Raw genomic sequence first — 21062 nt, forward strand, 5'->3', positions numbered from 1 at the left:
CGGGCGCCAGATGCGCCGTCGGCTCGTCCACCACCACCAGCGCCGCGTCCTGCGCCAGCAGCGCCGCCAGCGCCACGATCTGCCGTTCGCCGCCCGACAGCGCCATGGTGCGCCGGTCGCGATCGCCGGCCGAAAGCCCCACCGCCTCCAGCGCCGTCGCCACGCGCGTCTCGATTTCACCGACCGGCAGCGCCCGGTTCTCCAGCGCAAACGCCACCTCGTCGCCGATCGTCATGCCGCACAGCGTCTCCTCGGCATTCTGGAACAGCCGCGACACCGTGGTCGACCATTGCGCCGGCCGTCGCGCCGCCGCGGCCTCGCCGAACAACTCGACCTCGCCCGAGACCTCCGCCGGCATTGTCTGCGGCACCAGCCCGGTCAGGGTGGCCAGCAGGGTCGACTTGCCTGCCCCCGATGGCCCGAGCAGCAGGAGCACCTCGCCTTTCCGCACGTCGAGCGTGACCGGCCCCACCGCGTCGGCCGCCGCATAGGGGTAGCGCACGACGACGTCGCGCCAGTCCACCGCGGGTGCCATGCCGGCGGGCTCCGTCACCATCGCCGGCTCACGCGATCCCGGCGCGCCGGTCGCGGTCGATCGCCAGCCCCGACAGGACGCCGGTGCGGTACAGCGCCTCGGTGATCCAGTGCCCGGCCAGCCCGCCCAGCAGCGCGCCCGACAGGCAGCGCAGCGTGAACATGGCGATCAGCAGCCCGGGCGCCAGCGCGCCATAGTCGAAGCGGAACCAGGTGTAGACGAAGGAGAACACCGCCGCGCCGACGCCCGCCGCCAGCAGCACCGGCAGGCGATAGTTGCGCCAGCGCGTCGCCGCGAACACCGCCTCCGCGCCCGCGCCCTGCACGAATCCGGTGACGAGCAGCAGCAGCCCGGCCGGGCTGCCGAGCAGGATCTGCACCGCCGCCGCCAGCACTTCGGACAGCAGCGCCGCCCCCGGCTTGCGGATGATCTTGGCGGCGATGATCGACACGATGAACCAGAACCCCATCACCACGTCCATGGTGACGGGCCCGAACACCGCCTGCGCGATCAGCCACACCTGCACCCAGGCCAGGTACAGCACGCCGAACACGGCGCCGAGCACGGCGACGATCAGGATTTCGCGCAAGGTCCACGCGTTGGAACGGACGACGGCAGTCATGGCGGCCTCGAAGGGTTCGGTTGGGAAAGGGAGGGGCGCGGGCTGTCCGCGCGGGATCAGCTCTTGGTCGGGCTGTTGGCTGAAACCGTCAGGTCCAGAGCGACATGGCCTTGCGGCGCGCCGAAGCTCAGGAAGGCGTCCGACAGGGTCGCGAACACCGGGCCGGCGTCGCCGCGCAGCTTGGTGCAGAAGTTCTTCGACCGGTCGAAGACGCCCGAGCCCTTGAGGAAATCGATGCAGCCGTAGATCTCGTCCATGTGGGCGTCCGCGCCGAGCGGATAGAGCGAGAACTGCGCCGCCACCGGCTGTCCCAGCACCGTCGCTTCGGCCACCCGCTGCCGCGCCTGCGCGATGCGCTGGTCCAGCGGGCCGCGTGCGCCGCCGGCAAGCGGGGTGCAGCGGGGGTCGTCCGGCTCGCCGGGGCAGCCGCGCGACACGGTGGCCGACAGGACGACATGGACGCCCGAGGCCGCCGCGGCGACGAACAGGTCGCGCATCGCCGGAAATATCTCCTCCGGCGGGCCGACGATCAGCGTCGACACGTCGTCGGTCTCGATGCGGAAGCGCTCACGATAGGGATCGAGCGCGGAAAGCGCGCCAAGGATCACGCCGACGAAATCGTCGCACATGGGATAAAGGGAAATCTGCGCACCTGAGAACATGCTCGCCTCGCTCCGCTGGCATTAACCAGATCAGCTTGAGGGTCCGGAGGCATGTCGCCCCGCATCTCAGCCCCGGCGTTACGGAGCTCCCCTGTCGAATGAGCGATGCTTAGCAGGCGTCGTGGCGACGCGCAACCGTCGGTCGTGCAGATTTGAGCGTGTTGCGCCCGGTGCTACCGCGCGCCGTCCGTCATGGCGTGCAGGGCTTCGAACCGCTCCAGGAACGCCCGCTGCACGTCGCCCGCCGGCTTCGGCTCCAGGTCGAGCGTCGCGGCATCGAGGCCGCGTGGCTGGCCGAAGAATTTCTTCGCTTCTTCGATCGAGAAGCCGGCAAGCTCCGTCGCCTCGAAATAGGCCGCCACCAGATCGGCCTTCTTGATCGTTGCCTTCAGCCGGTCGGCGCGCACGGGCAGCGAGAAGCGCACGTGGATCGCGTTCTGCAGCCGCTCCTCCACCGCCTTGTAGCCGCCGCCGACGGCCGCCTTGAACGGCGAAATCATGTCGCCGATGACATACTCCGCTCCGTCATGGAGCAGCGCCGTCAGCCGCGCCTGCGCCGTTGCGGCCGGGTTCTGCAAGGCGAAGATCGCCTCGACGAGCAGCGAGTGCTGCGCCACCGAAAACGCGTGGTCGCCGCGCGTCTGGCCGTTCCAGCGCGCCACGCGGGCAAGGCCATGCGCGATGTCGCTGATCTCGACGTCGAGCGGGGAGGGGTCCAGCAGGTCGAGCCGGCGGCCCGAAAGCATGCGCTGCCAGGCCCGCGTCGGCGCACCGGGACGGTCGGGCATCACGCGTCCTCGCCGGCGGAGCCGTCGGGGAAGGCAAAGCCCATCCCGGGCGGGATCGAAAGCCTCAGCGCCACCCCGCCGGCCGTCACCGGTTCGCCGGCATCCATCGCCGCCTTCACCTTGTCGATGCGCACGACCGCCAGCCCCTTCGCGCCCAGCACGCTGCCGAGCGCGCCCGCGGGACGACCCTGCGCCAGCACGGGCGTGCCCGCTTCGGCCAGGTCGGCATCGGCCTCCGCAATCAGCACGCGCCGCCGCGCCGTGCCGCGGTGATGCATGCGCGACACCACTTCCTGGCCGACATAGCAGCCCTTGCGCAGGCCGACCCCGCCGTTCTGGTCCAGCAGCACGTCGTGTGGAAAGGCGTCCGCCAGCGCGTAGTCGCTGCCGCTTTCGGCCACGCCATGGGCGATCCGCAGCGCCGTCCAGGCCGAAAGGTCCGTGTCGGCCTCGCCCTGCGCCAAGGGGCGCCGGACGACCCGAAGCGATTCGGGAAACCGCGCGTCGCGCCGTCCTGTTGAATCGGTTTCACAAGGCGTTGAATCGGGCTGTGAAGTCGATGTCTCGTCCGTCCAGGAAACCGCCACAAGCGATTCATTGCGCTTGGAAATCGTCAGTTTGGCGCGCAGCTTGTAGAGCATCAGCCGGCGCATGAAATCGTCGGCGATCTCGCCGCGGCATTCGAGCAGGAAGCCGTCCGCGCCGTCGCGGCTGACGAGAAAGTCGAACAGGATCTTGCCTTGCGGCGTCAACAGCGCGCCGGGCCTGGCCACGCCTTCCGGAAGTGCGGCGAGGTCGGTCGTGAGGATCGATTGCAGCAGATGCTCGGCGTCCGGGCCGGAAACGGAAACGAGGGCGCGCGCGGGAAGGACGACGGTCGGCATGGTGTTCTTTCGGTTCCTGATTCCCCGTGAGGGAGCTGGCTTCGGGCGGCCTCGGCTTGCTTTCTCGGGGGCCTTTACGTAAGCCGGCCGCATCATCCGGGCAAGGGCGACGACGGCGATGGCGACAACCTACGATCTCATCCTGACGGGCGGAACCGTGGTCAACCAGGACGGCGCCGGCCCCCGCGACGTCGGCGTCGTTGCCGGCCGCATCGCCGCCATCGGCGATCTCTCTGCCGCCAGTGCGGGCGAGACGATCGACTGCGCGGGCCTGCACGTCCTGCCCGGCGTCGTCGACAGCCAGGTGCATTTCCGCGAGCCGGGGCTGGAGCACAAGGAAGACCTGGAGACGGGTTCGCGCGCGGCCGTGCTCGGCGGCGTCACCGCCGTCTTCGAGATGCCCAACACCAAGCCCCTGACCACCAGTGCGGCGGCGCTCGCCGACAAGGTCGCCCGCGCCACCGGCCGCATGCATTGCGACTTCGCCTTCTGGGTCGGCGGCACGCGCGACAATGCCCACGAGGTCGCCGAACTGGAGCGTCTGCCGGGCGCGGCCGGCATCAAGGTGTTCATGGGTTCGTCCACCGGCGATCTGCTGGTCGAGGACGACGAGGGCGTCGCCTCGATCCTGCGCAACACCCGTCGCCGCTCCGCCTTCCATTCCGAGGACGAGTTCCGCCTGCGCGAACGCATGGGTGAGCGCATCTACGGCGACGCCGCCTCGCACCCGGTCTGGCGCGACGAGATTGCGGCGCTTCAATGCACCCAGCGCCTCGTGCGCATCGCGCGGACGGTCCGCGCCCGCATCCACGTGCTGCACATCTCCACAGCCGAGGAGATCGCCTTCCTCGAACGGCACAAGGACGTCGCCACCTGCGAGGCCACGCCGCACCATCTCACGCTGTCCGCCGACGACTACGCCACCCACGGCACGCTGATCCAGATGAACCCGCCGGTGCGCGCGGCCCGCCACCGCGACGGCATCTGGACGGGCATCGCCAACGGGGTGGTCGACGTGCTCGGCTCCGACCACGCGCCGCACACGCTGGACGAGAAGGCCAAAGCCTATCCCGCCTCGCCCTCGGGCATGACCGGCGTGCAGACGCTGGTGCCGATCATGCTGGATCACGTCGCGGCCGGCCGCCTGACCATCGAGCGCTTCGTCGACCTGACCAGCCACGGCCCCAGCCGTCTCTTCGGCATGGCCCGCAAGGGCCGCATCGCGGCCGGCTACGATGCCGACTTCACCATCGTCGACCTGAAGCGAAAGGCCGTCATCCGCAATGCCGACCAGGGCTCGCGCGCGGGCTGGACGCCCTATGACGGGCGCGAGGTCACCGGCTGGCCGGTCGGCACCGTCGTGCGCGGCCGGCGCGTGATGTGGGAGGGCGAGATCGTCACGCCGGGGCAGGGCGAGCCGGTGCTGTTTTCGGAAGCGCTGCCGGCCTGACGCCCTGCGTCATGGCTGCGGCTCCGAGGCAGGACCGTTGCCTCGACCCCGGCGCCGTCATCCACGGGCTCGTCCCCTGGATTTGCCAACGCCGCGACGTGGAGGTCCTGCCAAAGCGCGGGACACGCTGAAGCGCCTATCGCGCAACGGGCGGCAGAGCCCGGGACGAGCCCGAGGATGACGCCCGTTCGATGTCGCAGTTGCCCCTGACCGGGGAAAGGCAAGGGAGATGCGACCGCTCGCGCCTCGCCGCCGTACGCTCAGTCCCCGGCGACGAAGAACAGCCAGCGCCCGTCGGGCGCGAAGCCGGCGCGGTAGAACGTGTAGGCCCCGTAGACCTTCATTTCTTCCACGTCGCCCGCGGTCACGATCTTGAACAGCTCGACCCGTTGCGGGTTGGTCAGCTGCTCCAGCGGCACCGCGAAGAAATAGGGAAACACGTAGACCTCCGCCGGCGTGCCGGGCGACAGGTGCACGTAGCCCGCCTCCAGCACTTCCAGCAGGATGGCGAGGATCTCCTGGCCGCGATCGTCGCCCGACATTTCCACGAGGAAGGCGATCGGATCGTCGCTGTCGCCGCCGAAGGAAAGCTGCGTGGCGCCGTCGCCCATCCCGATCAGCGGCCGCAGCCGCTCCGGTTCGCCGCTGCGGCAGGCCTCCAGAATCAGTTCGCGCATGCGACGAACCTCTTCGGGCAGCAGCGAGTAGTCGTACAGAATCTCGGGCAGGGGTTCGGCGGCCATGCCGGCATCGTCCGCGCCTTCCGGCTCGTCGACGCCCGCGGGCGTCCCTTCGCCGGAGGCCGGCGGCGCGGCGGGCATGTTGGGCAGCGGCAGGCGCAGCACCGGCTCGGGCAGGGGCACGCCGCCCTCCGGCGACATCGTCTCGGCGTCGCCGTTACCATCCTCGTCGGGCGTCACGGCTTCCTGACCGATCTCGCTCAGGGCCAGCAGCGTCGCGGCCTGGCCGAAGCCGCCGGACGCCAGCAGGGTGAAGCTCGCCACAACGGCGACGGCCATCGATTTCGGTGCGGACGTCATGATCGAAAGCTCTCGTGGGGCCGGGGGTGGATCGTCAGGCATGTGCGGCGGTTCCGTCCCGGGGCAGGTCGCCCGTCCCCGTCCTGGGGCCGGCGCGTGTCCGACGCCCGGTCAGCGCCCTTCGGGTCAGTGGTGAAAGCGCACCATCTCGAAATCGCCGGCAATCACCTTCTCGCGCATCGTGTCCAGAAGGGCCAGGGCGGTGTCCTCGCCGCAATTGCGCATCAGCTCGACGAAGGCCGTCGTCAGCGCCGCCTCGGCGATGATCTCGGGCTCGATGCCGGCCGAAAGCCCCTCGGCCCAGGCCTCCGTCTGGCTTTCGACGGCCGTCAGTCGCTTTTCCTCGCGGATCAGCGCGTCGATTTCGACGAGTCCATGTCCCATGGTTTTCACCCACCTTCTCTCGGCCGCCGTCTCGTTTCGAGACAGGCCGCCGTTCGTCCCTTCATGTCCCGTTAACTCCTTACCACAGGTCTGGCGATTTTCGCCCCGCCCGTCCCGGAAAAGTTAACGTCGGCTAATTCCCGTAAGTCGCGGCCGTCTCCAGCGTCAGGGTCTCGCCTTCCTTCATGTAGCGTTCGATCGCCGACGCCACCGCCTTGGTGCAGTTCATGTGGATCTCCGAATGGCTCCGGTAGCCACGGTTGAACGCGGCGATCAGCCGCGTGCGCTGCTCGGGCGCCGGATCCTCCGCCGCCACCAGCGCTTCCATCTGCTCGCGCCACAGGTTTCCGGTCTCGCCGCACAGGTTGCGCAGGTAGTGCAGCGATCCCAGCACCTCGCTCAGCCGGTAGAGCCGCTGCTGGTAGGGCGCGTCGGCGGCGCCCGCCGGAAGCGGCAGGAGCACGAGCAGCCCAAGGACGACGGCGTGGAATCGCATGTGACGTGACATTGCCCATGTTGGTGCCGCAGGATTCGGGCGCGAACAAGACACCCCCGGCCAAAGGTTGTCGGATGGTTAACGCGAAAGCGACAATATGATCTTTGCCGCCGCCAGCGTCGAGGCCGTGATCGGCAGCTCCGCCATCTCGTCGAGCGAATACCAGCCGGCCGTCTCGGCGTCGTCGCCCGCCACCGGCTCGCCCGACACATGCAGCGCCCGGAACACCGTCAGCCGGTAGACCGTCCCGGGGCTCGCCCCTTCCAGCGTCAGCTCCTCGTGCGGTTGCAGCGCGTGCGCCGTCAGCCCGGTCTCCTCGAAAAGCTCGCGCCGCGCCGCCGCCTCCAGCGTCTCGCCGGGCTCCACCCGCCCGCCCGGAAAGGCGTGCAGACCCTTCGCCGGCGCCCGCCCGCGCTTGACAAGCAGCAGCCGCTCGCCGCGCCGCAGCGCGACCGAGACGGCGGGGATGACGACGGGCGTGTCCATGCGCCACTGGTAGCGCCTTCGCGGCCCCGGGCGCCATCCCCCCGCTTGACCTTTGCCCCCGCACCCGCCAACTCTCCCGTCATGTGCGGACGGTTCACATTGGCGGCGACGCCGGACGAGGTCGCGGCGTTCCTCGCCACGCTGGAGCTCGACGCCTTCCCGCCGCGCTACAACATCGCGCCCACGCAGCCCATCCTGATGGCGATGGCCGGCCCGCCGCGCGAGCCGGGCTCCAACCTGCCCGACCGGGTCGCGCTGCTCGTCCGCTGGGGGCTCATCCCGTCCTGGTGCAAGGATCCGAAGGCGCTGCCGCTCCTGATCAACGCCCGCTCCGAGACGGCGGCCGAGAAGAACGCCTTCCGCGCCGCCATGCGCCATCGCCGGGCGCTGATCCCCGCGACCGGTTTCTACGAATGGAAGCGCGAGGGAAAGTCGAAACAGGCCTATCTGATCCGGCCGAAAGGCGGCGGGCTCATGGCCTTCGGCGCGCTGATGGAAACCTATGCCGATCCCGGCGGCGCGGAGATCGACACCGGCGCCATCCTGACCACCGCGGCCAACGATCAGATCGCCGCGATCCACGATCGGATGCCGGTGGTCGTCCGCCCGGCCGATTTCGCCCGCTGGCTCGACTGCCGGACCCGGGAGCCGCGCGACGTGGCCGACCTGCTGGCCCCCGTCGAGCCCGGCTTCTTCGAGGCCATCGCCATTTCCGACAAGGTCAACAAGGTCGCCAACACCGGGCCGGACATCCAGGAGCCGATCGGCGTCGCGCCGCCGGCCCCGCAGCCTGCCGGCAAGCCGAAGGCAGCCGCGAGAGCCGCGCCCGCCGACCAGCTCAAGCTGTTCTGAGCCGCGCGGCTCAGTCGGTTTCGGGCTGCGACGCCTCGGGCGCGGTCGCGCTCGTCTTCTTGGCCTGCTTGTCGGAGCAGACCAGCGCTGCTGCGACCGCGGCCGGCCCGATCGTCCTGAACTTCTCGATCAGGTGGTCGGCCTTGGCGCGTTCGCGTTCGGCCTGGGTGGCGGTGCGTTGCATCGTTCTTCCCCTTGGGGTCCTCTGTATCCGGGCTCTCCGGCCCGCGTCGTGGCAGGTGGTGTTCGAATTCGTCCGAAACATGGCCGAACAGCCTTCGCACCGGATTATCCGGGTCGTGGACGACAATCTGTGAAATTGCCCCCATTGGCTGTTGCACCAACGACACAGCCGCGCCCGTCACACGCCCGTCCCCCGCTTGACGCCGCGTCGGCCCGGCGGCATAAAGCACCCCATGAAAACGACCGTCGCCATTATCGGCATCTGCATTTGTGGCTAGCGCTCGCGCTGGTCCGGACGTTTTAACCCCTTCTCCCAGGACAGGAAAAACGCCCCGGCCAGCCGGCGGGTGAGTTCTTGTGCGCCGTTGCGTGGCGCCAGCTGGGAAGAAAGACATGTCCGAGGGTCTTCGCCTCTACAACACGCTGACGCGCTCGAAGGAGCCGTTCGTGCCGCTCGATCCGGACAACGTGCGCATGTATGTCTGCGGCCCGACGGTCTACGACTTCGCCCACATCGGCAATGCCCGGCCGGCTATCGTCTTCGACGTGCTGTTCCGCCTGCTGCGCCACGTCTACGGGCCGGACCACGTCACCTATGTCCGCAACATCACCGACGTCGACGACAAGATCAACGCCCGTGCCCTGCGCGACTTCGGCGAAGACATCGAGGCCGGCCGGCTGACCCTCAATGAGGCGATCCGCAAGGTCACCGAAAAGACCGCCGACCAGTTCGACGCCGACGTCAAGGCGCTCGGCTGCCTGGAGCCGAGCGACGAGCCGCGCGCCACCGAATACATTCCCGAGATGCGCGCGCTGATCGACCGGCTGGTCGAGCGCGGCGTGGCCTATGTCGCCGAGGACCACGTGCTGTTCTCGCCCAAGGCGATGAACGCCCGCCCCGGCCCGCGCTACGGCTCGCTGTCCAAGCGCCCCTTCGACGAGATGCTCGCCGGCGCCCGCGTCGACGTCGCCTCCTACAAGCGCGACGAGATGGACTTCGTGCTGTGGAAGCCCTCCAAGCCCGGCGAGCCCGGCTGGCCGTCCCCCGCCGGCATCCCCGTCGACGGCCGCCCCGGCTGGCACATCGAGTGCTCCGCCATGTCGATGGCCAAACTGCTCGCCCCCTTCGGCGGCGGGCTCGCCTGCGACGACCCGACGAAGAACATGTTCGACATCCACGGCGGCGGCATCGACCTCGTCTTCCCCCACCACGAGAACGAGGTGGCCCAGTCCTGCTGCGCGCTCGGCACCGACCGTATGGCCAGCATCTGGATACACAACGGCTTCGTCCAGGTCGAAGGCCGCAAGATGTCGAAGAGCGAGGGGAATTTCGTCACCATCCACGACCTGCTGCACACGGACAAGTTCGGCGGCCGCAAATGGCCGGGCGAGGTGCTGCGCCTGGCGATGCTGATGACGCATTACCGCGAGCCGATCGATTTTTCCGTGCGGAAGTTGGAGGAGGCGGAAAATATACTTACACGCTGGTACCGCTTGCTGAGTGAAATGCCGGGAGTGGAGCCTTCATCGCCGCGTGATTCTTTGATTTCAGCGTTAAATGACGAGTTGGATACTTCCGGAGCTATAAAGAAAATATACTCAATGTTTAGCTCAAGCCAAACTGGCAGGCTCGAATTAGGTATCTCCGAGCTCGGATGGGACTTCTACAATCCCGTCTGCGCAAGCATTGCTTTAGCGTCGGCGCAGCTTATGGGACTTTTGATGCTAAATCCATCTGAGTGGCTTCAAGGAAAGAGTGGGCTCAAATCAACGGACGTTGAGGTCTTCATTCAGCGCCGCCTCGCCCTCATCGCCCAGAAAAACTGGGCCGAAGCCGACCGCATCCGCGACGAACTGCTTGCGCAGGGCATCCAACTGAAGGACGGCAAGGACCCCGTCACGGGCGAGCGCATCACGACGTGGGAGGTGAAGCGGTGAGGGCGGGTAGGTCGGCGCTCGACGATACCCCCCTCTGTCCTGCCGGACATCTCCCCCTCAAGGGGGGAGATCGGCTGGCGCGGGCGCCCCGTTCACCCGCCGACGTTGCAGGACGAGCGCCGACGCCGACGCCGCCGTTCTCCCCCCTTGAGGGGGAGATGGGCGGCAGCCCAGAGGGGGGTGCCTCGCGCCGACATATCTCCTGCGGCCGCGCGGAACGAGTGCCGACGCCGACGCTGCCGTTCTCCCCCCTTGAGGGGGAGATGGGCGGCAGCCCAGAGGGGGGTGCCTCGCGCAAACGGCCGAGTTCCGGCGATTGGCGCAACCAGTTGCGATGCTCGATCCCCTCCGTGAATGGATTCGCATCGCGAGATGCTGGCAGGGAACGGTGCCTGCCATGAACCACCACCCCGTTCCGCCGAAGAACCGTCGCAACGCCAAGGCCATGCGCCGCGCCATGACCGATGCGGAGCTGAAATTCTGGAACGCGGTGCGCGCGCATCGCCTGATGGGCCTGTCCTTCCGGCGCCAGATGCCGATTGCCGGCTACATCGTCGATTTCGCCTGTCCTTCCCATAAGATCATCGTCGAAATCGACGGCTCCGGCCATACGCACGACGAGAACGCCCGCCGCGATGCCGTGCGCGATCGCGCGCTCGAGCACCTCGGCTGGACCATCCTCCGCTTCGCCAACGCCGACGCGCTGACCGACCTCGAAAACGTCTGCCTGCACGTGATCACCGTCGCCGGCCTGGCCGTGCCGCCGCCGCCAATGATGGAGACCCACCCATGAGCCTCGACAACGTCCCCCGCCATTCCGGCGGCTGCCAGTGCGGCGCCGTGCGGTTCCATCTCACCGGCGCGCTGGGCGACGCCTCGGTCTGCCATTGCCGCATGTGCCAGAAGGCCGCCGGCAATTTCTACCTGCCGCTGGTGTCCGTGCGCCACGCGAAGCTGGAATGGACGCGCGGCGCGCCGAAGCGCTTCCAGTCATCAAGCGAGGTCTGGCGCGGCTTCTGCGCCGATTGCGGCACGCCGCTGACCTTCGAGGCGCCCGACGGCGTCGCGCTCGCCATCGGCGCCTTCGACGATCCGGAGGCGATCGCGCCGAAGATCCAGTGGGGCACCGAGGCCAAGCTGCCCTATGTCGACGCCATCCCCGCCCTGCCGGGGCAGGACACCATGGCCGACGTGTCGTCGGCGACCTACCTGACCCGCCTCGTCTCCTTCCAGCATCCCGACCACGACACCGACGACTGGCCGCCGGCCGGGCAGGGCGGAGGTGCGGCATGAGCGGGGCGATCACCGGCGGCTGCCAGTGCGGCGCGGTGCGGTTCCGGGCGGAAGGCCTCGGCCGCGCCTCGATCTGCCATTGCCGCATGTGCCAGAAGGCCTTCGGCGGCTTCTACGGTCCGCTGGTCACGGCCCACGGCCTTGCCTGGACGCGCGGCCGGCCGGCGCGCTTCGCCAGCTCCAACCTCGTCTCGCGCGGCTTTTGCGCCGCCTGCGGCACGCCGCTGACCTATGAATACGAAGGCGGCACGGAACTCGCCATCGGCGCGCTGGACGATCCCGAACGCGCCGCCCCCGTCATCCAGGTCAATCCGGCCGACCGGCTGTCCTTCTTCGACCGGCTGCATGCGCTGCCATGGCGCCAGCCGGGCGAAAGCGCCGCCGCGGACGCCTTCATGGCGGCCGTGGAAAACCGCCAGCACCCCGACCACGACACCGACGACTGGCCGCCGGCCGGGCAGGGCGGAGGTGCGGCGTGAGCGGGGCGATCACCGGCGGCTGCCAGTGCGGCGCGGTGCGCTATCGCGTCGGCCGGCTCGGCCGCTCGTCCGTGTGCCATTGCCGCATGTGCCAGAAGGCGACGGGCAACGTCTTCGGCATTTTCGTCACCGCCCACGGCCTCGACTGGACGCGTGGCGTTCCGGCGCGTTATCGCAGTTCCGATCTTGGCGAGCGCCTGTTCTGCGCCGCCTGTGGAACGCCCCTGGCCGTCGACGAGACGAGCGGCAATCTGGAACTCGCCATCGGCACCCTCGACGACCCGGCGCAGGCGCGGCCGACCGTTCAGCTTCACCTCGAGGGTCGGGCCGTCTTCTTCGCCGAACTGGCCGGCTTGCCGGTTCCATCCGATTATGATCCTGCACGGATCGCACGGCAGGATGCCCGATTGCGGTCCCGCCAGCACCCCGACTACGACACGCAAACCTGGCCGCCGGCCGAAGGCACAGCCCCATGACGCTCCGTACCCTCTATCCCGAGATCGAACCCTTCGAGACTGGCATGCTGGAGGTCGGCGACGGCCACACGCTCTACTGGGAGCGCGTCGGCACCAGGGGCGCCAAGCCCGCCGTCTTCCTGCATGGCGGCCCCGGCGGCGGCATCTCCCCGGTCCACCGGCGCCTGTTCGATCCGGCGCTCTACGACGTCATCCTGTTCGACCAGCGCGGCTGCGGCCGCTCCACGCCGCATGCCGGGCTCGAGGCCAACACAACCTGGCGTCTCGTGGCCGACATCGAGCGCCTGCGCGAGCTGGCCGGATTCGACAAATGGCTCGTCTTCGGCGGCTCCTGGGGCTCCACCCTCGCGCTCGCCTATGCGCAGACCTATCCGGAAGCCGTCAGCGAGCTCGTGCTGCGCGGCATCTACACGCTCACCCGCGGCGAGCTCGACTGGTACTATCAGTTCGGCGTCTCCGAGATGTTCCCCGACAAGTGGGAGCGCTTCCAGGCGCCGATCCCGCAAGACGAGCGCCACGACATGATGGCCGCCTACCGCAAGCGCCTCACCGGCGACGACCGCGCCGTCCAGATCGAGGCGGCGAAGGCCTGGAGCCTGTGGGAGGGCGAGACGATCACGCTCCTGCCCGAGCCGTCCACCAGCGGCAAGTTCGGCGAGGACGATTTCGCGCTCGCCTTCGCCCGCATCGAGAACCACTTCTTCGTCCATTCCGGCTGGCTGGAGGAAGGCCAGCTCGTCCGCGACGCCTGGAAACTCGCCGACATTCCCGGTGTCATCATCCACGGCCGCTACGACATGCCGTGCCCGCTGCGCTATGCCTGGGCACTGCACAAGGCCTGGCCGAAGGCCGAATTCCACATCGTCGAAGGGGCGGGACACGCGTTTTCCGAGCCCGGCATCCTCGACCGGCTGATCCGCGCGACGGACGGGTTTGCGGGGAAGCAATGACCTGCAATGTCGCACGGTCGCAAGGTGACCGGGTCCGCCAACCCAATCGCGTCGTCATCCTCGGGCTTGTCCCGAGGATCTGCCGACACGGCCGGGGTGGAGTTACCCGAACGCAAGGACAGGCCGCGCGCAGCCACCAACGACAGCAGATCCTCGGGTCAAGCCCGAGGATGACGGCGACGGGTTGGGGGGCATTTAAGCAAGAGGGGGGCAGATCAGCCTCTGAATCAGCATGACCAAATCCCGCATCCATCTCTTCGACACCACGCTCCGCGACGGCCAGCAGACGCCGGGCGTCGACTTTTCCGTCGAGGACAAGATCGCCATCGCCGCCATGCTCGACGCCTTCGGCATCGACTATGTCGAGGGCGGCTATCCGGGCGCCAACCCGACCGACACCGCCTTCTTCGAGAAGAAGCGCACCACGCGGTCGAAATTCGTCGCCTTCGGCATGACCAAGCGCGTCGGCGTCTCGGCCTCCAACGATCCGGGGTTGGCGGGTCTGCTCCAGTCCGCCTCCGACGCGATCTGCTTCGTGGCCAAGAGCTGGGACTACCATGTCCGCGTCGCGCTCGGCTGCACCGAGGACGAGAACCTCGACGCCATCCGCGCTTCGGTCGAGGCCGCCGCCGCCGCCGGCAAGGAGCCGATGGTCGATTGCGAGCACTTCTTCGACGGCTACAAGGCCAACCCCGCCTATGCGCTGGCCTGCGCGAAGGCGGCGCACGAGGCGGGCGCGCGCTGGGTCGTGCTGTGCGACACCAATGGCGGCACGCAGCCGTCGGAGGTGCGCGCGATCGTTGGCGCGGTCGTCGCGGCGGGCATTCCCGGCGAGGCGCTCGGCATCCACGCCCATGACGACACCGGCCAGGCGGTGGCCAATTCGCTCGCCGCCGTCGAGGCCGGCGTGCGCCAGATCCAGGGCACGCTGAACGGCATCGGCGAGCGCTGCGGCAACGCCAACCTGATCACGCTGATCCCCACCCTGATGCTCAAGCCGGCCTTCGCCGACCGCTTCGTCACCGGCATCACGCCAGACGGGCTGACGGGCCTCGCGCGGCTGTCGCGATCCTTCGACGAACTGCTCAACCGCGCGCCGAACGCGCAGGCGCCCTATGTCGGTTCCTCCGCCTTCGCCACCAAGGCCGGCATCCACGCCTCCGCGCTCTTGAAGGAGCCGCAGACCTACGAGCACGTGCCGCCCGAAAGCGTCGGCAACCGCCGCCGCGTCATGGTGTCGGACCAGGGCGGCAAGGCCAACTTCATCGCCGAGCTGAAGCGGCGCGGCATCGCGGTCGCCCGCGCCGACCACCGGCTCGACACGCTGATTGCGCTGGTCAAGGACCGCGAGGCGCAGGGCTATGCCTATGAAGGCGCCGACGCCTCGTTCGAGCTGCTCGCGAGGCGGACGTTGGACACCGTGCCCATGTTCTTCGAGGTCACGTCCTTCCGCTGCATGATCGAGCGCCGTTTCGACGCCAACGGCAACTTGAAGACTGTCTCGGAAGCCATCGTCAAGGTCGAGATCGACGGCGAGGAGCGCATGTCGGTCGCCGAGGGCCAAGGCCCGGTCAACGCCCTCGACATCGCGCTGCGCAAGGACCTCGGAAAATACCAGACCGAGATCGAGGACATGGAGCTGGTCGACTTCAAGGTGCGTATCCTCAATGGCGGCACCGAAGCCATCACCCGCGTCCTGATCGAATCGCGCGACGCTACCGGCGCCCGCTGGTGGACCGTCGGCGTCTCCGACAACATCATCGACGCCTCCTTCCAGGCGCTGATGGATTCGATCGTCTACAAGCTGATGAAGAACCGCGAACTGGCCGGGCAGGTGGCGGCGGAGTAGGGCCGGCCTGTCCGTCCCTTCACCATCCCTTCATCCATCCATCAACAAAATCCATTGGCCTTTGCCGCCTGCCCGCCGCATAGCACGCGCATGACACCCGATGCCCTTCCCGAAGGCGGCGCCCGGCGCGGCTTCGTCTATGCGCTTCTGGCCTACGGCTTCTGGGGCCTGCTGCCGTTGTTCCTCAAGGCAGTGTCGCATCTGCCGGCGCTCGAGGTGGTGGCCCACCGCATTCTCTGGTCGTTGCCGATTGCCGGCGCGGTGCTGGTCGCCACGGGCCGCACGGGGGACCTGAAGGCAGCGCTGCGTTCGCCGCGCACCGTGGCGCTGGCCAGCCTCACGGCCGGGCTGATCACCATTAACTGGGGGCTCTACGTCTGGGCTATCGCCGTCGAGCGAACCGTCGAAACCTCGCTCGGCTACTACATCAACCCGCTGATGAGCGTCGTCATGGGCGCCGTGCTGCTCGGTGAGCGGCTGAGCCGGGCGCAGATCGTCGCGCTCGGCCTGGCTGCCGCCGCCGTCGTGCTGATGACCGTCGAGGCGGGCATCGTGCCATGGGTCTCGCTCGTGCTGGCCGGATCGTTTGCCATCTATGGCTTCCTGCGCAAGACGTTGCCGATCGGCCCCAGCCAGGGCTTCTTCCTCGAAGTCCTGATCCTGTCGGTCCCGGCTCTGGCCTATGCCGTCTGGTTGCAGGCCACCGGCGTTTCCAGCTTTGTCTTGTCACAGCCGCGCGACATGCTGCTGCTGGCCTTGTGTGGCCCTGCGACGGCCGTGCCGTTGTTGCTATACGGCTTCGGCGCGAAGCTTCTCAGGCTCTCCACCATCGGCATCATGCAGTACATCGCTCCCACCGGTATTTTCCTGATCGCCGTCTTCGTCTTCGGCGAGCCGTTCGGCGTGGTCCGCGCCATTGCTTTCGCGCTCATATGGGTGGCGCTCGCCATCTACACATGGTCCATGTTTTCCCAGGCGCGCGACCGCCGCGCCGCCGAAGCGGCTGCACACGGAGGCTGACGTGTACGAACTGATCATTGCCAACAAGAACTATTCGTCCTGGTCGCTGCGTCCCTGGGTGCTGATGCGCACGCTCGGCATCCCGTTCGCCGAAACGCTGGTGCCCTTTCCCAGCGGCGACAGCTTTGCCACCTACAAGCCGCTCTCGCCGAATGGCCGCGTGCCCTGCCTGGTCGACCGAGATCTGCGCGTCTGGGACTCGCTGGCGATCGTCGAATATCTCGCCGAGCGCCACCCGGGCGTCTGGCCGGCTGACGCGGTCGCCCGCGCCTTCGCCCGTTCGGCCGCGGCCGAGATGCACTCGTCCTTCGGCACGCTGCGCGACATCTGCACCATGAACTGCGGCTTGCGCATCCGCCTCCACGAGCGCCCGGCCGCGCTCGAACGCGATATCGCTCGCATCGCCGAGATCTGGACCGAAGGCCTCGCTCGCTTCGGCGGCCCCTTCCTTGCGGGCGCCGCCTTCACGGCCGTCGACGCCTTCTACGCCCCCGTCGCCTTCCGAGCCCAGACCTATGGCCTCAGCTTCGGCTCGGAAGCCGACGCCTACGCCGCCCGGCTGCTCGCCCTGCCTGCGATGTACGAGTGGTACGAGGCGGCCCTGGCCGAACCCTTTCGCGAGGAAGGACACGAAGCCGAAGCCCGCGCCGTCGGCGAATGGACCCGGGATTTTCGCGCCGAGGCCTGAGGCGCGGTCGTCGGAGCCGCCGCATCCCTTGTTCCGCCGGCGATGCTATGATCCCCTCTGTCGTTGTGACCGGGAGTGGACGAATGCAGCACGAAGGTGGGGGGAGGGCTACGCCCGTCGACGGAGGAACCATGATGGCCGTCGTGACGACCGGTACCGGTGGATACGATCGGCTCGAGCCCAAGTTGGTTCCCATCCCCATGCCGGGTCCGGGCGAGGTCCTGCTTCGCGTCCTCGCAGCGGGCATCAACAACACCGACATCAACACGAGGCTCGGCTGGTATGCGGGGTCCGTGAAGGACGGCACCGACGCCACGGCCGTCGATGCCGATCGCCGGGATGGCGGCTGGAACGGCGCCACGGCGTTTCCGCTCATCCAGGGCGCCGATTGCTGCGGCCGGGTGGTCGCGGTCGGGCCGGGCGGCGACGCCGGCCGGATCGGCGAGCGCGTTCTGGTTCGGCCGTGCATGCGCAGGGCGGGTTTCGACTTGATGGACACCGTTTGGCTCGGCACCGATTTCGACGGCGCCTTCTCGCAATATATCAAGGTTCCGGAAAGCGAGGCGTTCGCCGTCGCCTGCGACTGGAGCGATGCCGAACTCGCCACCATCCCCTGCGCCTACGGCACGGCGGAGAACATGGTGCGCCGCGCCGGCGTCGCGCGCGGCGACCGGGTGCTGGTCCCCGGCGCGTCGGGCGGCGTCGGGTCGGCGCTGGTCCAGTTGCTCGCGCGCCGCGGCGCCGAGGTGATCGGCGTCACCAGCCCCTCCAAGCACGAGGCGATCGCGAAGCTCGGCGCGGCCCGCGTGCTCTCCCGCGACGACGATCCGTTGGCCATTCTCGGGGACGACAGCATGGATGTCGTCATTGACAATGTCGGCGGGCCGGGCTTCGCCGCGATGTTGAAGCTATTAAGGCGCGGCGGTCGCTACGTCACTTCGGGGGCCATCGCGGGTCCGGTCGTCGCACTCGACCTGCGAGACCTGTACCTCAAGGACATCACGCTCGTCGGCTGCACCGCCTGGGACGCGCCGGTCTTCCCCGACCTCGTCTCCTATATCGAGACGGGCGAGATCCGCCCCCTGCTCGCCGCCACCTACCCGCTCGACCGGATCGCCGAGGCGCAGCGCGCCTTCCAGGAAAAGCAGCACATCGGCAAGATCGTCCTGCTCCCGCCGTCATGACCCGGCAGCTCCGACGCCGCCGCGCCTCTTGCAACGTCTGCGATTGGCGGTGCCGGCGAAGCGAATGATCTCCCCACCTGAGGGGGAGATGGCCGGCAGGCCAGAGGGGGCGCGACGGAACGCGGGCGTCGGCGGAAGGGACACCGATCGGTCGGCAACCGCGGCCAGACAGAGGCGTGTGCCATGAGCGCCGATCAGCCCGTCGGTGAAACACAACGATTAATTCTGTATCAGTTCCCTGCAGTCTCCGTGGACAAGCGCCTCACAGCCTCTCGATCACGCTCGCGTCGCCCTCCGCGTCCGCCGCAGCCCGCCCCGCCGCCACGATCGCCGGCACGATGCCCGCCACCGCATCCACGATCAGGGGCTGCACCAGATGTCCCGTATGCACGAAACCTTCCGTTCGCATGTGGTCCAGCAGCGCCGTCATCGGGTTCCAGAAGCCGTCCAGATTGGCGAAGACGATCGGCTTGCGGTGCCGCCCGAGCTGCGCCCAGGTCATGATCTCGACGATCTCCTCCAGCGTTCCGATGCCACCCGGCAGGGCCACGAAAGCGTCCGATTTTTCGAACATCATGTGCTTTCGTTCGTGCATGTCCTCGGTGATCACGAGCTCGTCGAGGTGATCGAGGTCGGACGCGGTGCGTTCCTTGTTCATCAGGAAGCGCGGGATGATGCCGGTTACGGGGCCGCCGGCCGCCATGGCGCCCTCAGCCACGGCGCCCATGATGCCCTTGGTGCCGCCGCCATAGACGAGGCGAAGGCCCGCCTCAGCGATCGACATCCCGAGCTCTCGCCCGGCCTCGACATAGAGGGACTGCCGGCCCGGCGAGGAGCCGCAATAGACGCATATGGATCGAATCGTGCTCATGGCGCGCAAGGAGCCTACCGGGCGCGATGGGGTCAAGACCAGTCGGGGCGTTTTTCTTGTCGCAGTGCAAAAAACGCGCTAGAGCGAGGGTAATCGGCAAAGGAATTGGGCTTGATGGCGATTTCTCCCTGGAAGGTGCTTCTCTTCATCATCGGTGGTCTTGGCTCTGCGGGAGCGGGCGCCTGGTACATGGGTGATCTTGGAAGCGCGTCCCGGTCCGACGCGCCGATGGTCGCGGCCCTTCCTGGCGACCCGGCCGCTCAAGTCGAGCAGGCTCCCACCGCGCCGGAGCCTCCGGCGGTCGGGCCGTCTGTCGGGGAGCCGACGTCCGATCAGGCTGAATCCGCCGACACGGAAGAGGTTGTCGCGCCGACGTTCGATCTCTTGCGGGTCGAACCGAACGGTTCGATGGTCATCGCCGGCCGGTCCACGCCGCAGGCTTCGATCGAGGTGGTTGTCGGCTCGAGCGTCATCGCCACGACGACCGCCAATGCCGACCGGGACTTCGTCGTGGTACTCGACGAGCCGCTGAAACCCGGAAACTATCAAATCGTGCTGCGCTCGACCTCGCCCGACAATGTGGTCGCGACGTCACTCGAGACGGCGCTCGTCTCGGTTCCGGACTCGGAAGCGGGCGAGGTTCTCGCGCTCGTCGAGGAGCCGGGCAAGGCCAGCCGCCTGATCACCGTCCCCGTGGGCGAAGAGATCGCCAGCGGATCCGACATGACGCCTTCGGCAGCTGACACCGAACCATTGGTCGCCGCGGACACCGCCTCGGCGACGGTCGCGGCCGACGCGACACCTGTGTCGGACGACGCTGCCGCGGCGCCCGAGAGCGAAGCCGCGCCCGCGACGGTCACCGCCGAAGCGCCCGCTCCGGAGGACGTCGCGGCCGCCCCGCCGCAGGCCGACACCACGGCCGAAGCCCAGGCGCCCGGCATCGCCGCCGATGTGACGTCTCCGACCGAGACCGCTTCGGCGGATGCCGCAACGGCTGCCGAAACCGCACGCGAGACGGTCGCCGCCGACCCCACGGTCTCGGAAGAAGCCGCCGCGGAAGCGCCTGTTGTCGCCGCCGAAGCCGAGACGCAGGTTGCCATGGTCGATCCGGCCGCGCCCGTCGAGCCCGAGCCCGAGCCCGCAAGCGCGCCGGAGCCCACCGGTGCCGAGCAGCCCGTCGTTCGGGTCGAGGCGGTGGAAATCGAAGGTCGCGACATCTTCGTTGCGGGCATGGCCTCACCGGGGCTGCTGGTGCGCGTCTATGCCAATGCCATCCTGCTCGGTGAGACGCAGGCTTCCGAGGCGGGCCGCTTCCTGGTCGAGACCGAGCGCGACCTGCCCGTCGGCGACTACATCGTCCGTGCCGACCTGCTCGCCGATGGCGGCCGCAAGGTCGTCGCCCGCGCCGCCGTGCCGTTCCAGCGCGAGGAGGGCGAATCGATCGCCGCCATCGCCGCCCCGTCGCCCGTGGTCGTCCAGACGCCACCGACCGAGGCGCCTGCCGCGAGCGTCGAGATGGCGGCCGAGCCCGCCGCGCCAACCGAGCAGACGGTCGCCGCATCTGAGCCAGCTGCGCAGCCACCGGCCGCCGAACCCGCCGCACCGCAAGTCGCCGCCAGCGAGCCCGTAGCGCAACCGACCGCCGAGAAGCCGGCCGAGTTGATCGCGGGCGAGGCCGCCGCGTCGAGCGAGACCGAGACGCAGCTGGTGGAGGCCCAGCCCGAAGCCCCGGCCGCCGTCGCCGAAACCTCGGCCGCTCCCGCCGCACCCGAAGTTGCCGCGAGCGAACCGGCCGCCGCCGAACCGGTCGCGGAAGCCGCGGCACCGCAGGTCGCCGCCGAACCCGCAGCGCAGCCGAACGCCGAAAAGCCCGCCGAGATCATCTATGAGGCAGAGGCGGTGGGCGCCACCCAGGACGAAACCGGCGCGACG

The 21062-nt window shown here is 68.6% G+C and carries 24 protein-coding genes and 1 riboswitch; of the genes, 13 read left to right on the forward strand and 11 right to left on the reverse strand.

Features of this window, described 5'->3' with window-relative positions; genetic code table 11:
- From EJC49_RS13050 to ygfZ, 5 genes are all read right to left on the reverse strand, one after another.
- Positions 1-535: ATP-binding cassette domain-containing protein (locus EJC49_RS13050; RefSeq protein ID WP_170314707.1), on the reverse strand; the 535-nt coding region annotated here is incomplete at its 3' end.
- A 28-nt stretch (positions 536-563) separates the two neighbouring features.
- On the reverse strand, positions 564-1157 hold the full coding sequence (locus tag EJC49_RS13055) for an ECF transporter S component (protein WP_126700376.1): 594 nt from the start codon (positions 1155-1157) through the stop codon (positions 564-566).
- A gap of 56 nt (positions 1158-1213) precedes the next feature.
- Complete coding sequence (locus EJC49_RS13060; RefSeq protein WP_126700377.1) at positions 1214-1819, reverse strand: YkoF family thiamine/hydroxymethylpyrimidine-binding protein; 606 nt, start codon at positions 1817-1819, stop codon at positions 1214-1216.
- Positions 1810-1922, reverse strand: a riboswitch (TPP riboswitch). Its footprint overlaps the gene before it by 10 nt.
- 70 nt (positions 1923-1992) lie before the next feature.
- Positions 1993-2607, reverse strand: coding sequence for an HD domain-containing protein (locus tag EJC49_RS13065; protein WP_126700378.1), 615 nt, complete (start codon positions 2605-2607; stop codon positions 1993-1995).
- Positions 2607-3491, reverse strand: coding sequence for a CAF17-like 4Fe-4S cluster assembly/insertion protein YgfZ (gene ygfZ, locus EJC49_RS13070; RefSeq protein WP_126700379.1), 885 nt, complete (start codon positions 3489-3491; stop codon positions 2607-2609). Before ygfZ ends, EJC49_RS13065 begins: the two co-directional genes overlap by 1 nt.
- 118 nt (positions 3492-3609) lie before the next feature.
- On the opposite strand from ygfZ, the gene EJC49_RS13075 reads away from it, so the two are divergent.
- Positions 3610-4941, forward strand: coding sequence for a dihydroorotase (locus EJC49_RS13075; RefSeq protein WP_126700380.1), 1332 nt, complete (start codon positions 3610-3612; stop codon positions 4939-4941).
- A 260-nt stretch (positions 4942-5201) separates the two neighbouring features.
- Here the strand turns inward: EJC49_RS13075 and EJC49_RS25665 are convergent, their stop codons facing one another.
- The 4 genes from EJC49_RS25665 to EJC49_RS13100 all read right to left on the reverse strand — a co-directional run bounded on the left by EJC49_RS25665 (position 5202) and on the right by EJC49_RS13100 (position 7347).
- Entirely contained in the window at positions 5202-5981 is a 780-nt protein-coding gene (locus tag EJC49_RS25665; RefSeq protein ID WP_170314708.1) for a hypothetical protein, read from the reverse strand.
- 126 nt (positions 5982-6107) lie between these two features.
- Positions 6108-6365, reverse strand: a complete 258-nt coding sequence (locus tag EJC49_RS13090; protein ID WP_126700383.1) for a hypothetical protein — start codon at positions 6363-6365, stop codon at positions 6108-6110.
- Between the two features lie 133 nt (positions 6366-6498).
- The gene (locus tag EJC49_RS13095; RefSeq protein ID WP_245453390.1) at positions 6499-6861 is read right to left on the reverse strand and encodes a TIGR02301 family protein; all 363 of its coding nucleotides are present in this window, start codon (positions 6859-6861) and stop codon (positions 6499-6501) included.
- Positions 6862-6939: 78 nt separating this feature from the next.
- Positions 6940-7347, reverse strand: coding sequence for an NUDIX hydrolase (locus EJC49_RS13100; protein WP_126700385.1), 408 nt, complete (start codon positions 7345-7347; stop codon positions 6940-6942).
- An 81-nt stretch (positions 7348-7428) separates the two neighbouring features.
- Between EJC49_RS13100 and EJC49_RS13105 the strand changes: the two genes are divergently transcribed.
- The gene (locus tag EJC49_RS13105) at positions 7429-8199 is read left to right on the forward strand and encodes an SOS response-associated peptidase (protein WP_126700399.1); all 771 of its coding nucleotides are present in this window, start codon (positions 7429-7431) and stop codon (positions 8197-8199) included.
- 10 nt (positions 8200-8209) lie between these two features.
- On the opposite strand, the gene EJC49_RS13110 is transcribed toward EJC49_RS13105, so the two are convergent.
- On the reverse strand, positions 8210-8383 hold the full coding sequence (locus EJC49_RS13110) for a transcriptional regulator (RefSeq protein WP_126700386.1): 174 nt from the start codon (positions 8381-8383) through the stop codon (positions 8210-8212).
- Positions 8384-8775: 392 nt separating this feature from the next.
- Here EJC49_RS13110 and cysS point away from each other — a divergent pair, with 392 nt between their 5' ends.
- The 10 genes from cysS (at position 8776) to EJC49_RS13160 (ending at position 18259) form a co-directional block, all read left to right on the forward strand.
- Entirely contained in the window at positions 8776-10320 is a 1545-nt protein-coding gene (gene cysS / locus EJC49_RS13115; RefSeq protein ID WP_126700387.1) for a cysteine--tRNA ligase, read from the forward strand.
- Positions 10321-10717: 397 nt separating this feature from the next.
- Positions 10718-11113 carry an endonuclease domain-containing protein gene (locus EJC49_RS13120; RefSeq protein ID WP_126700388.1) on the forward strand — a complete coding sequence of 132 codons (396 nt, stop codon included), beginning with the start codon at positions 10718-10720 and terminating at the stop codon, positions 11111-11113.
- Positions 11110-11613, forward strand: coding sequence for a GFA family protein (locus EJC49_RS13125; protein ID WP_126700389.1), 504 nt, complete (start codon positions 11110-11112; stop codon positions 11611-11613). Before EJC49_RS13120 ends, EJC49_RS13125 begins: the two co-directional genes overlap by 4 nt.
- Positions 11610-12092, forward strand: a complete 483-nt coding sequence (locus EJC49_RS13130) for a GFA family protein (protein ID WP_126700390.1) — start codon at positions 11610-11612, stop codon at positions 12090-12092. Before EJC49_RS13125 ends, EJC49_RS13130 begins: the two co-directional genes overlap by 4 nt.
- Positions 12089-12568, forward strand: coding sequence for a GFA family protein (locus EJC49_RS13135; protein WP_126700391.1), 480 nt, complete (start codon positions 12089-12091; stop codon positions 12566-12568). The genes EJC49_RS13130 and EJC49_RS13135 overlap by 4 nt, the downstream gene beginning before the upstream one ends.
- Positions 12565-13518: a prolyl aminopeptidase gene (gene pip, locus EJC49_RS13140; protein ID WP_126700392.1), complete on the forward strand. Its 954-nt coding sequence runs from the start codon at positions 12565-12567 to the stop codon at positions 13516-13518. Before EJC49_RS13135 ends, pip begins: the two co-directional genes overlap by 4 nt.
- Before the next feature lie 232 nt (positions 13519-13750).
- Complete coding sequence (gene cimA, locus EJC49_RS13145; protein WP_126700393.1) at positions 13751-15367, forward strand: citramalate synthase; 1617 nt, start codon at positions 13751-13753, stop codon at positions 15365-15367.
- Between the two features lie 90 nt (positions 15368-15457).
- Positions 15458-16387 (forward strand): EamA family transporter RarD, encoded by a 930-nt coding sequence (gene rarD, locus EJC49_RS13150; protein WP_126700394.1) that lies wholly within the window; start codon positions 15458-15460, stop codon positions 16385-16387.
- Between the two features lies 1 nt (position 16388).
- Complete coding sequence (locus EJC49_RS13155; RefSeq protein ID WP_126700395.1) at positions 16389-17075, forward strand: glutathione S-transferase family protein; 687 nt, start codon at positions 16389-16391, stop codon at positions 17073-17075.
- 131 nt (positions 17076-17206) lie between these two features.
- Entirely contained in the window at positions 17207-18259 is a 1053-nt protein-coding gene (locus tag EJC49_RS13160) for an alcohol dehydrogenase family protein (protein ID WP_126700396.1), read from the forward strand.
- 262 nt (positions 18260-18521) lie between these two features.
- Here EJC49_RS13160 and EJC49_RS13165 read toward each other — a convergent pair whose 3' ends face one another.
- Positions 18522-19130: an LOG family protein gene (locus EJC49_RS13165; protein WP_126700397.1), complete on the reverse strand. Its 609-nt coding sequence runs from the start codon at positions 19128-19130 to the stop codon at positions 18522-18524.
- A gap of 114 nt (positions 19131-19244) precedes the next feature.
- Here EJC49_RS13165 and EJC49_RS13170 point away from each other — a divergent pair.
- Positions 19245-21062, forward strand: a 1818-nt coding sequence (locus EJC49_RS13170) for a hypothetical protein (RefSeq protein WP_126700398.1), incomplete at its 3' end; no start/stop codon positions are given.

Source organism: Aquibium carbonis, assembly GCF_003970795.1.
GTDB classification, from domain to species: domain Bacteria; phylum Pseudomonadota; class Alphaproteobacteria; order Rhizobiales; family Rhizobiaceae; genus Aquibium; species Aquibium carbonis.

Excerpts from the sequence above, each read along its gene's own strand:
- EJC49_RS13065 (WP_126700378.1), bottom strand. The coding sequence starts at position 2,607 with ATGCCCGACCGTCCCGGTGCGCCGACGCGGGCCTGGCAGCGCATGCTT.
- EJC49_RS13125 (WP_126700389.1), top strand. The coding sequence starts at position 11,110 with ATGAGCCTCGACAACGTCCCCCGCCATTCCGGCGGCTGCCAGTGCGGC.
- EJC49_RS13120 (WP_126700388.1), top strand. The coding sequence starts at position 10,718 with ATGAACCACCACCCCGTTCCGCCGAAGAACCGTCGCAACGCCAAGGCC.
- rarD (WP_126700394.1), top strand. The coding sequence starts at position 15,458 with ATGACACCCGATGCCCTTCCCGAAGGCGGCGCCCGGCGCGGCTTCGTC.
- EJC49_RS13055 (WP_126700376.1), bottom strand. The coding sequence starts at position 1,157 with ATGACTGCCGTCGTCCGTTCCAACGCGTGGACCTTGCGCGAAATCCTG.
- pip (WP_126700392.1), top strand. The coding sequence starts at position 12,565 with ATGACGCTCCGTACCCTCTATCCCGAGATCGAACCCTTCGAGACTGGC.
- EJC49_RS25665 (WP_170314708.1), bottom strand. The coding sequence starts at position 5,981 with ATGACGTCCGCACCGAAATCGATGGCCGTCGCCGTTGTGGCGAGCTTC.
- EJC49_RS13105 (WP_126700399.1), top strand. The coding sequence starts at position 7,429 with ATGTGCGGACGGTTCACATTGGCGGCGACGCCGGACGAGGTCGCGGCG.
- EJC49_RS13100 (WP_126700385.1), bottom strand. The coding sequence starts at position 7,347 with ATGGACACGCCCGTCGTCATCCCCGCCGTCTCGGTCGCGCTGCGGCGC.
- cysS (WP_126700387.1), top strand. The coding sequence starts at position 8,776 with ATGTCCGAGGGTCTTCGCCTCTACAACACGCTGACGCGCTCGAAGGAG.
- ygfZ (WP_126700379.1), bottom strand. The coding sequence starts at position 3,491 with ATGCCGACCGTCGTCCTTCCCGCGCGCGCCCTCGTTTCCGTTTCCGGC.
- EJC49_RS13095 (WP_245453390.1), bottom strand. The coding sequence starts at position 6,861 with ATGCGATTCCACGCCGTCGTCCTTGGGCTGCTCGTGCTCCTGCCGCTT.
- EJC49_RS13060 (WP_126700377.1), bottom strand. The coding sequence starts at position 1,819 with ATGTTCTCAGGTGCGCAGATTTCCCTTTATCCCATGTGCGACGATTTC.
- EJC49_RS13090 (WP_126700383.1), bottom strand. The coding sequence starts at position 6,365 with ATGGGACATGGACTCGTCGAAATCGACGCGCTGATCCGCGAGGAAAAG.
- EJC49_RS13165 (WP_126700397.1), bottom strand. The coding sequence starts at position 19,130 with ATGAGCACGATTCGATCCATATGCGTCTATTGCGGCTCCTCGCCGGGC.
- EJC49_RS13110 (WP_126700386.1), bottom strand. The coding sequence starts at position 8,383 with ATGCAACGCACCGCCACCCAGGCCGAACGCGAACGCGCCAAGGCCGAC.
- EJC49_RS13075 (WP_126700380.1), top strand. The coding sequence starts at position 3,610 with ATGGCGACAACCTACGATCTCATCCTGACGGGCGGAACCGTGGTCAAC.
- EJC49_RS13130 (WP_126700390.1), top strand. The coding sequence starts at position 11,610 with ATGAGCGGGGCGATCACCGGCGGCTGCCAGTGCGGCGCGGTGCGGTTC.
- cimA (WP_126700393.1), top strand. The coding sequence starts at position 13,751 with ATGACCAAATCCCGCATCCATCTCTTCGACACCACGCTCCGCGACGGC.
- EJC49_RS13160 (WP_126700396.1), top strand. The coding sequence starts at position 17,207 with ATGATGGCCGTCGTGACGACCGGTACCGGTGGATACGATCGGCTCGAG.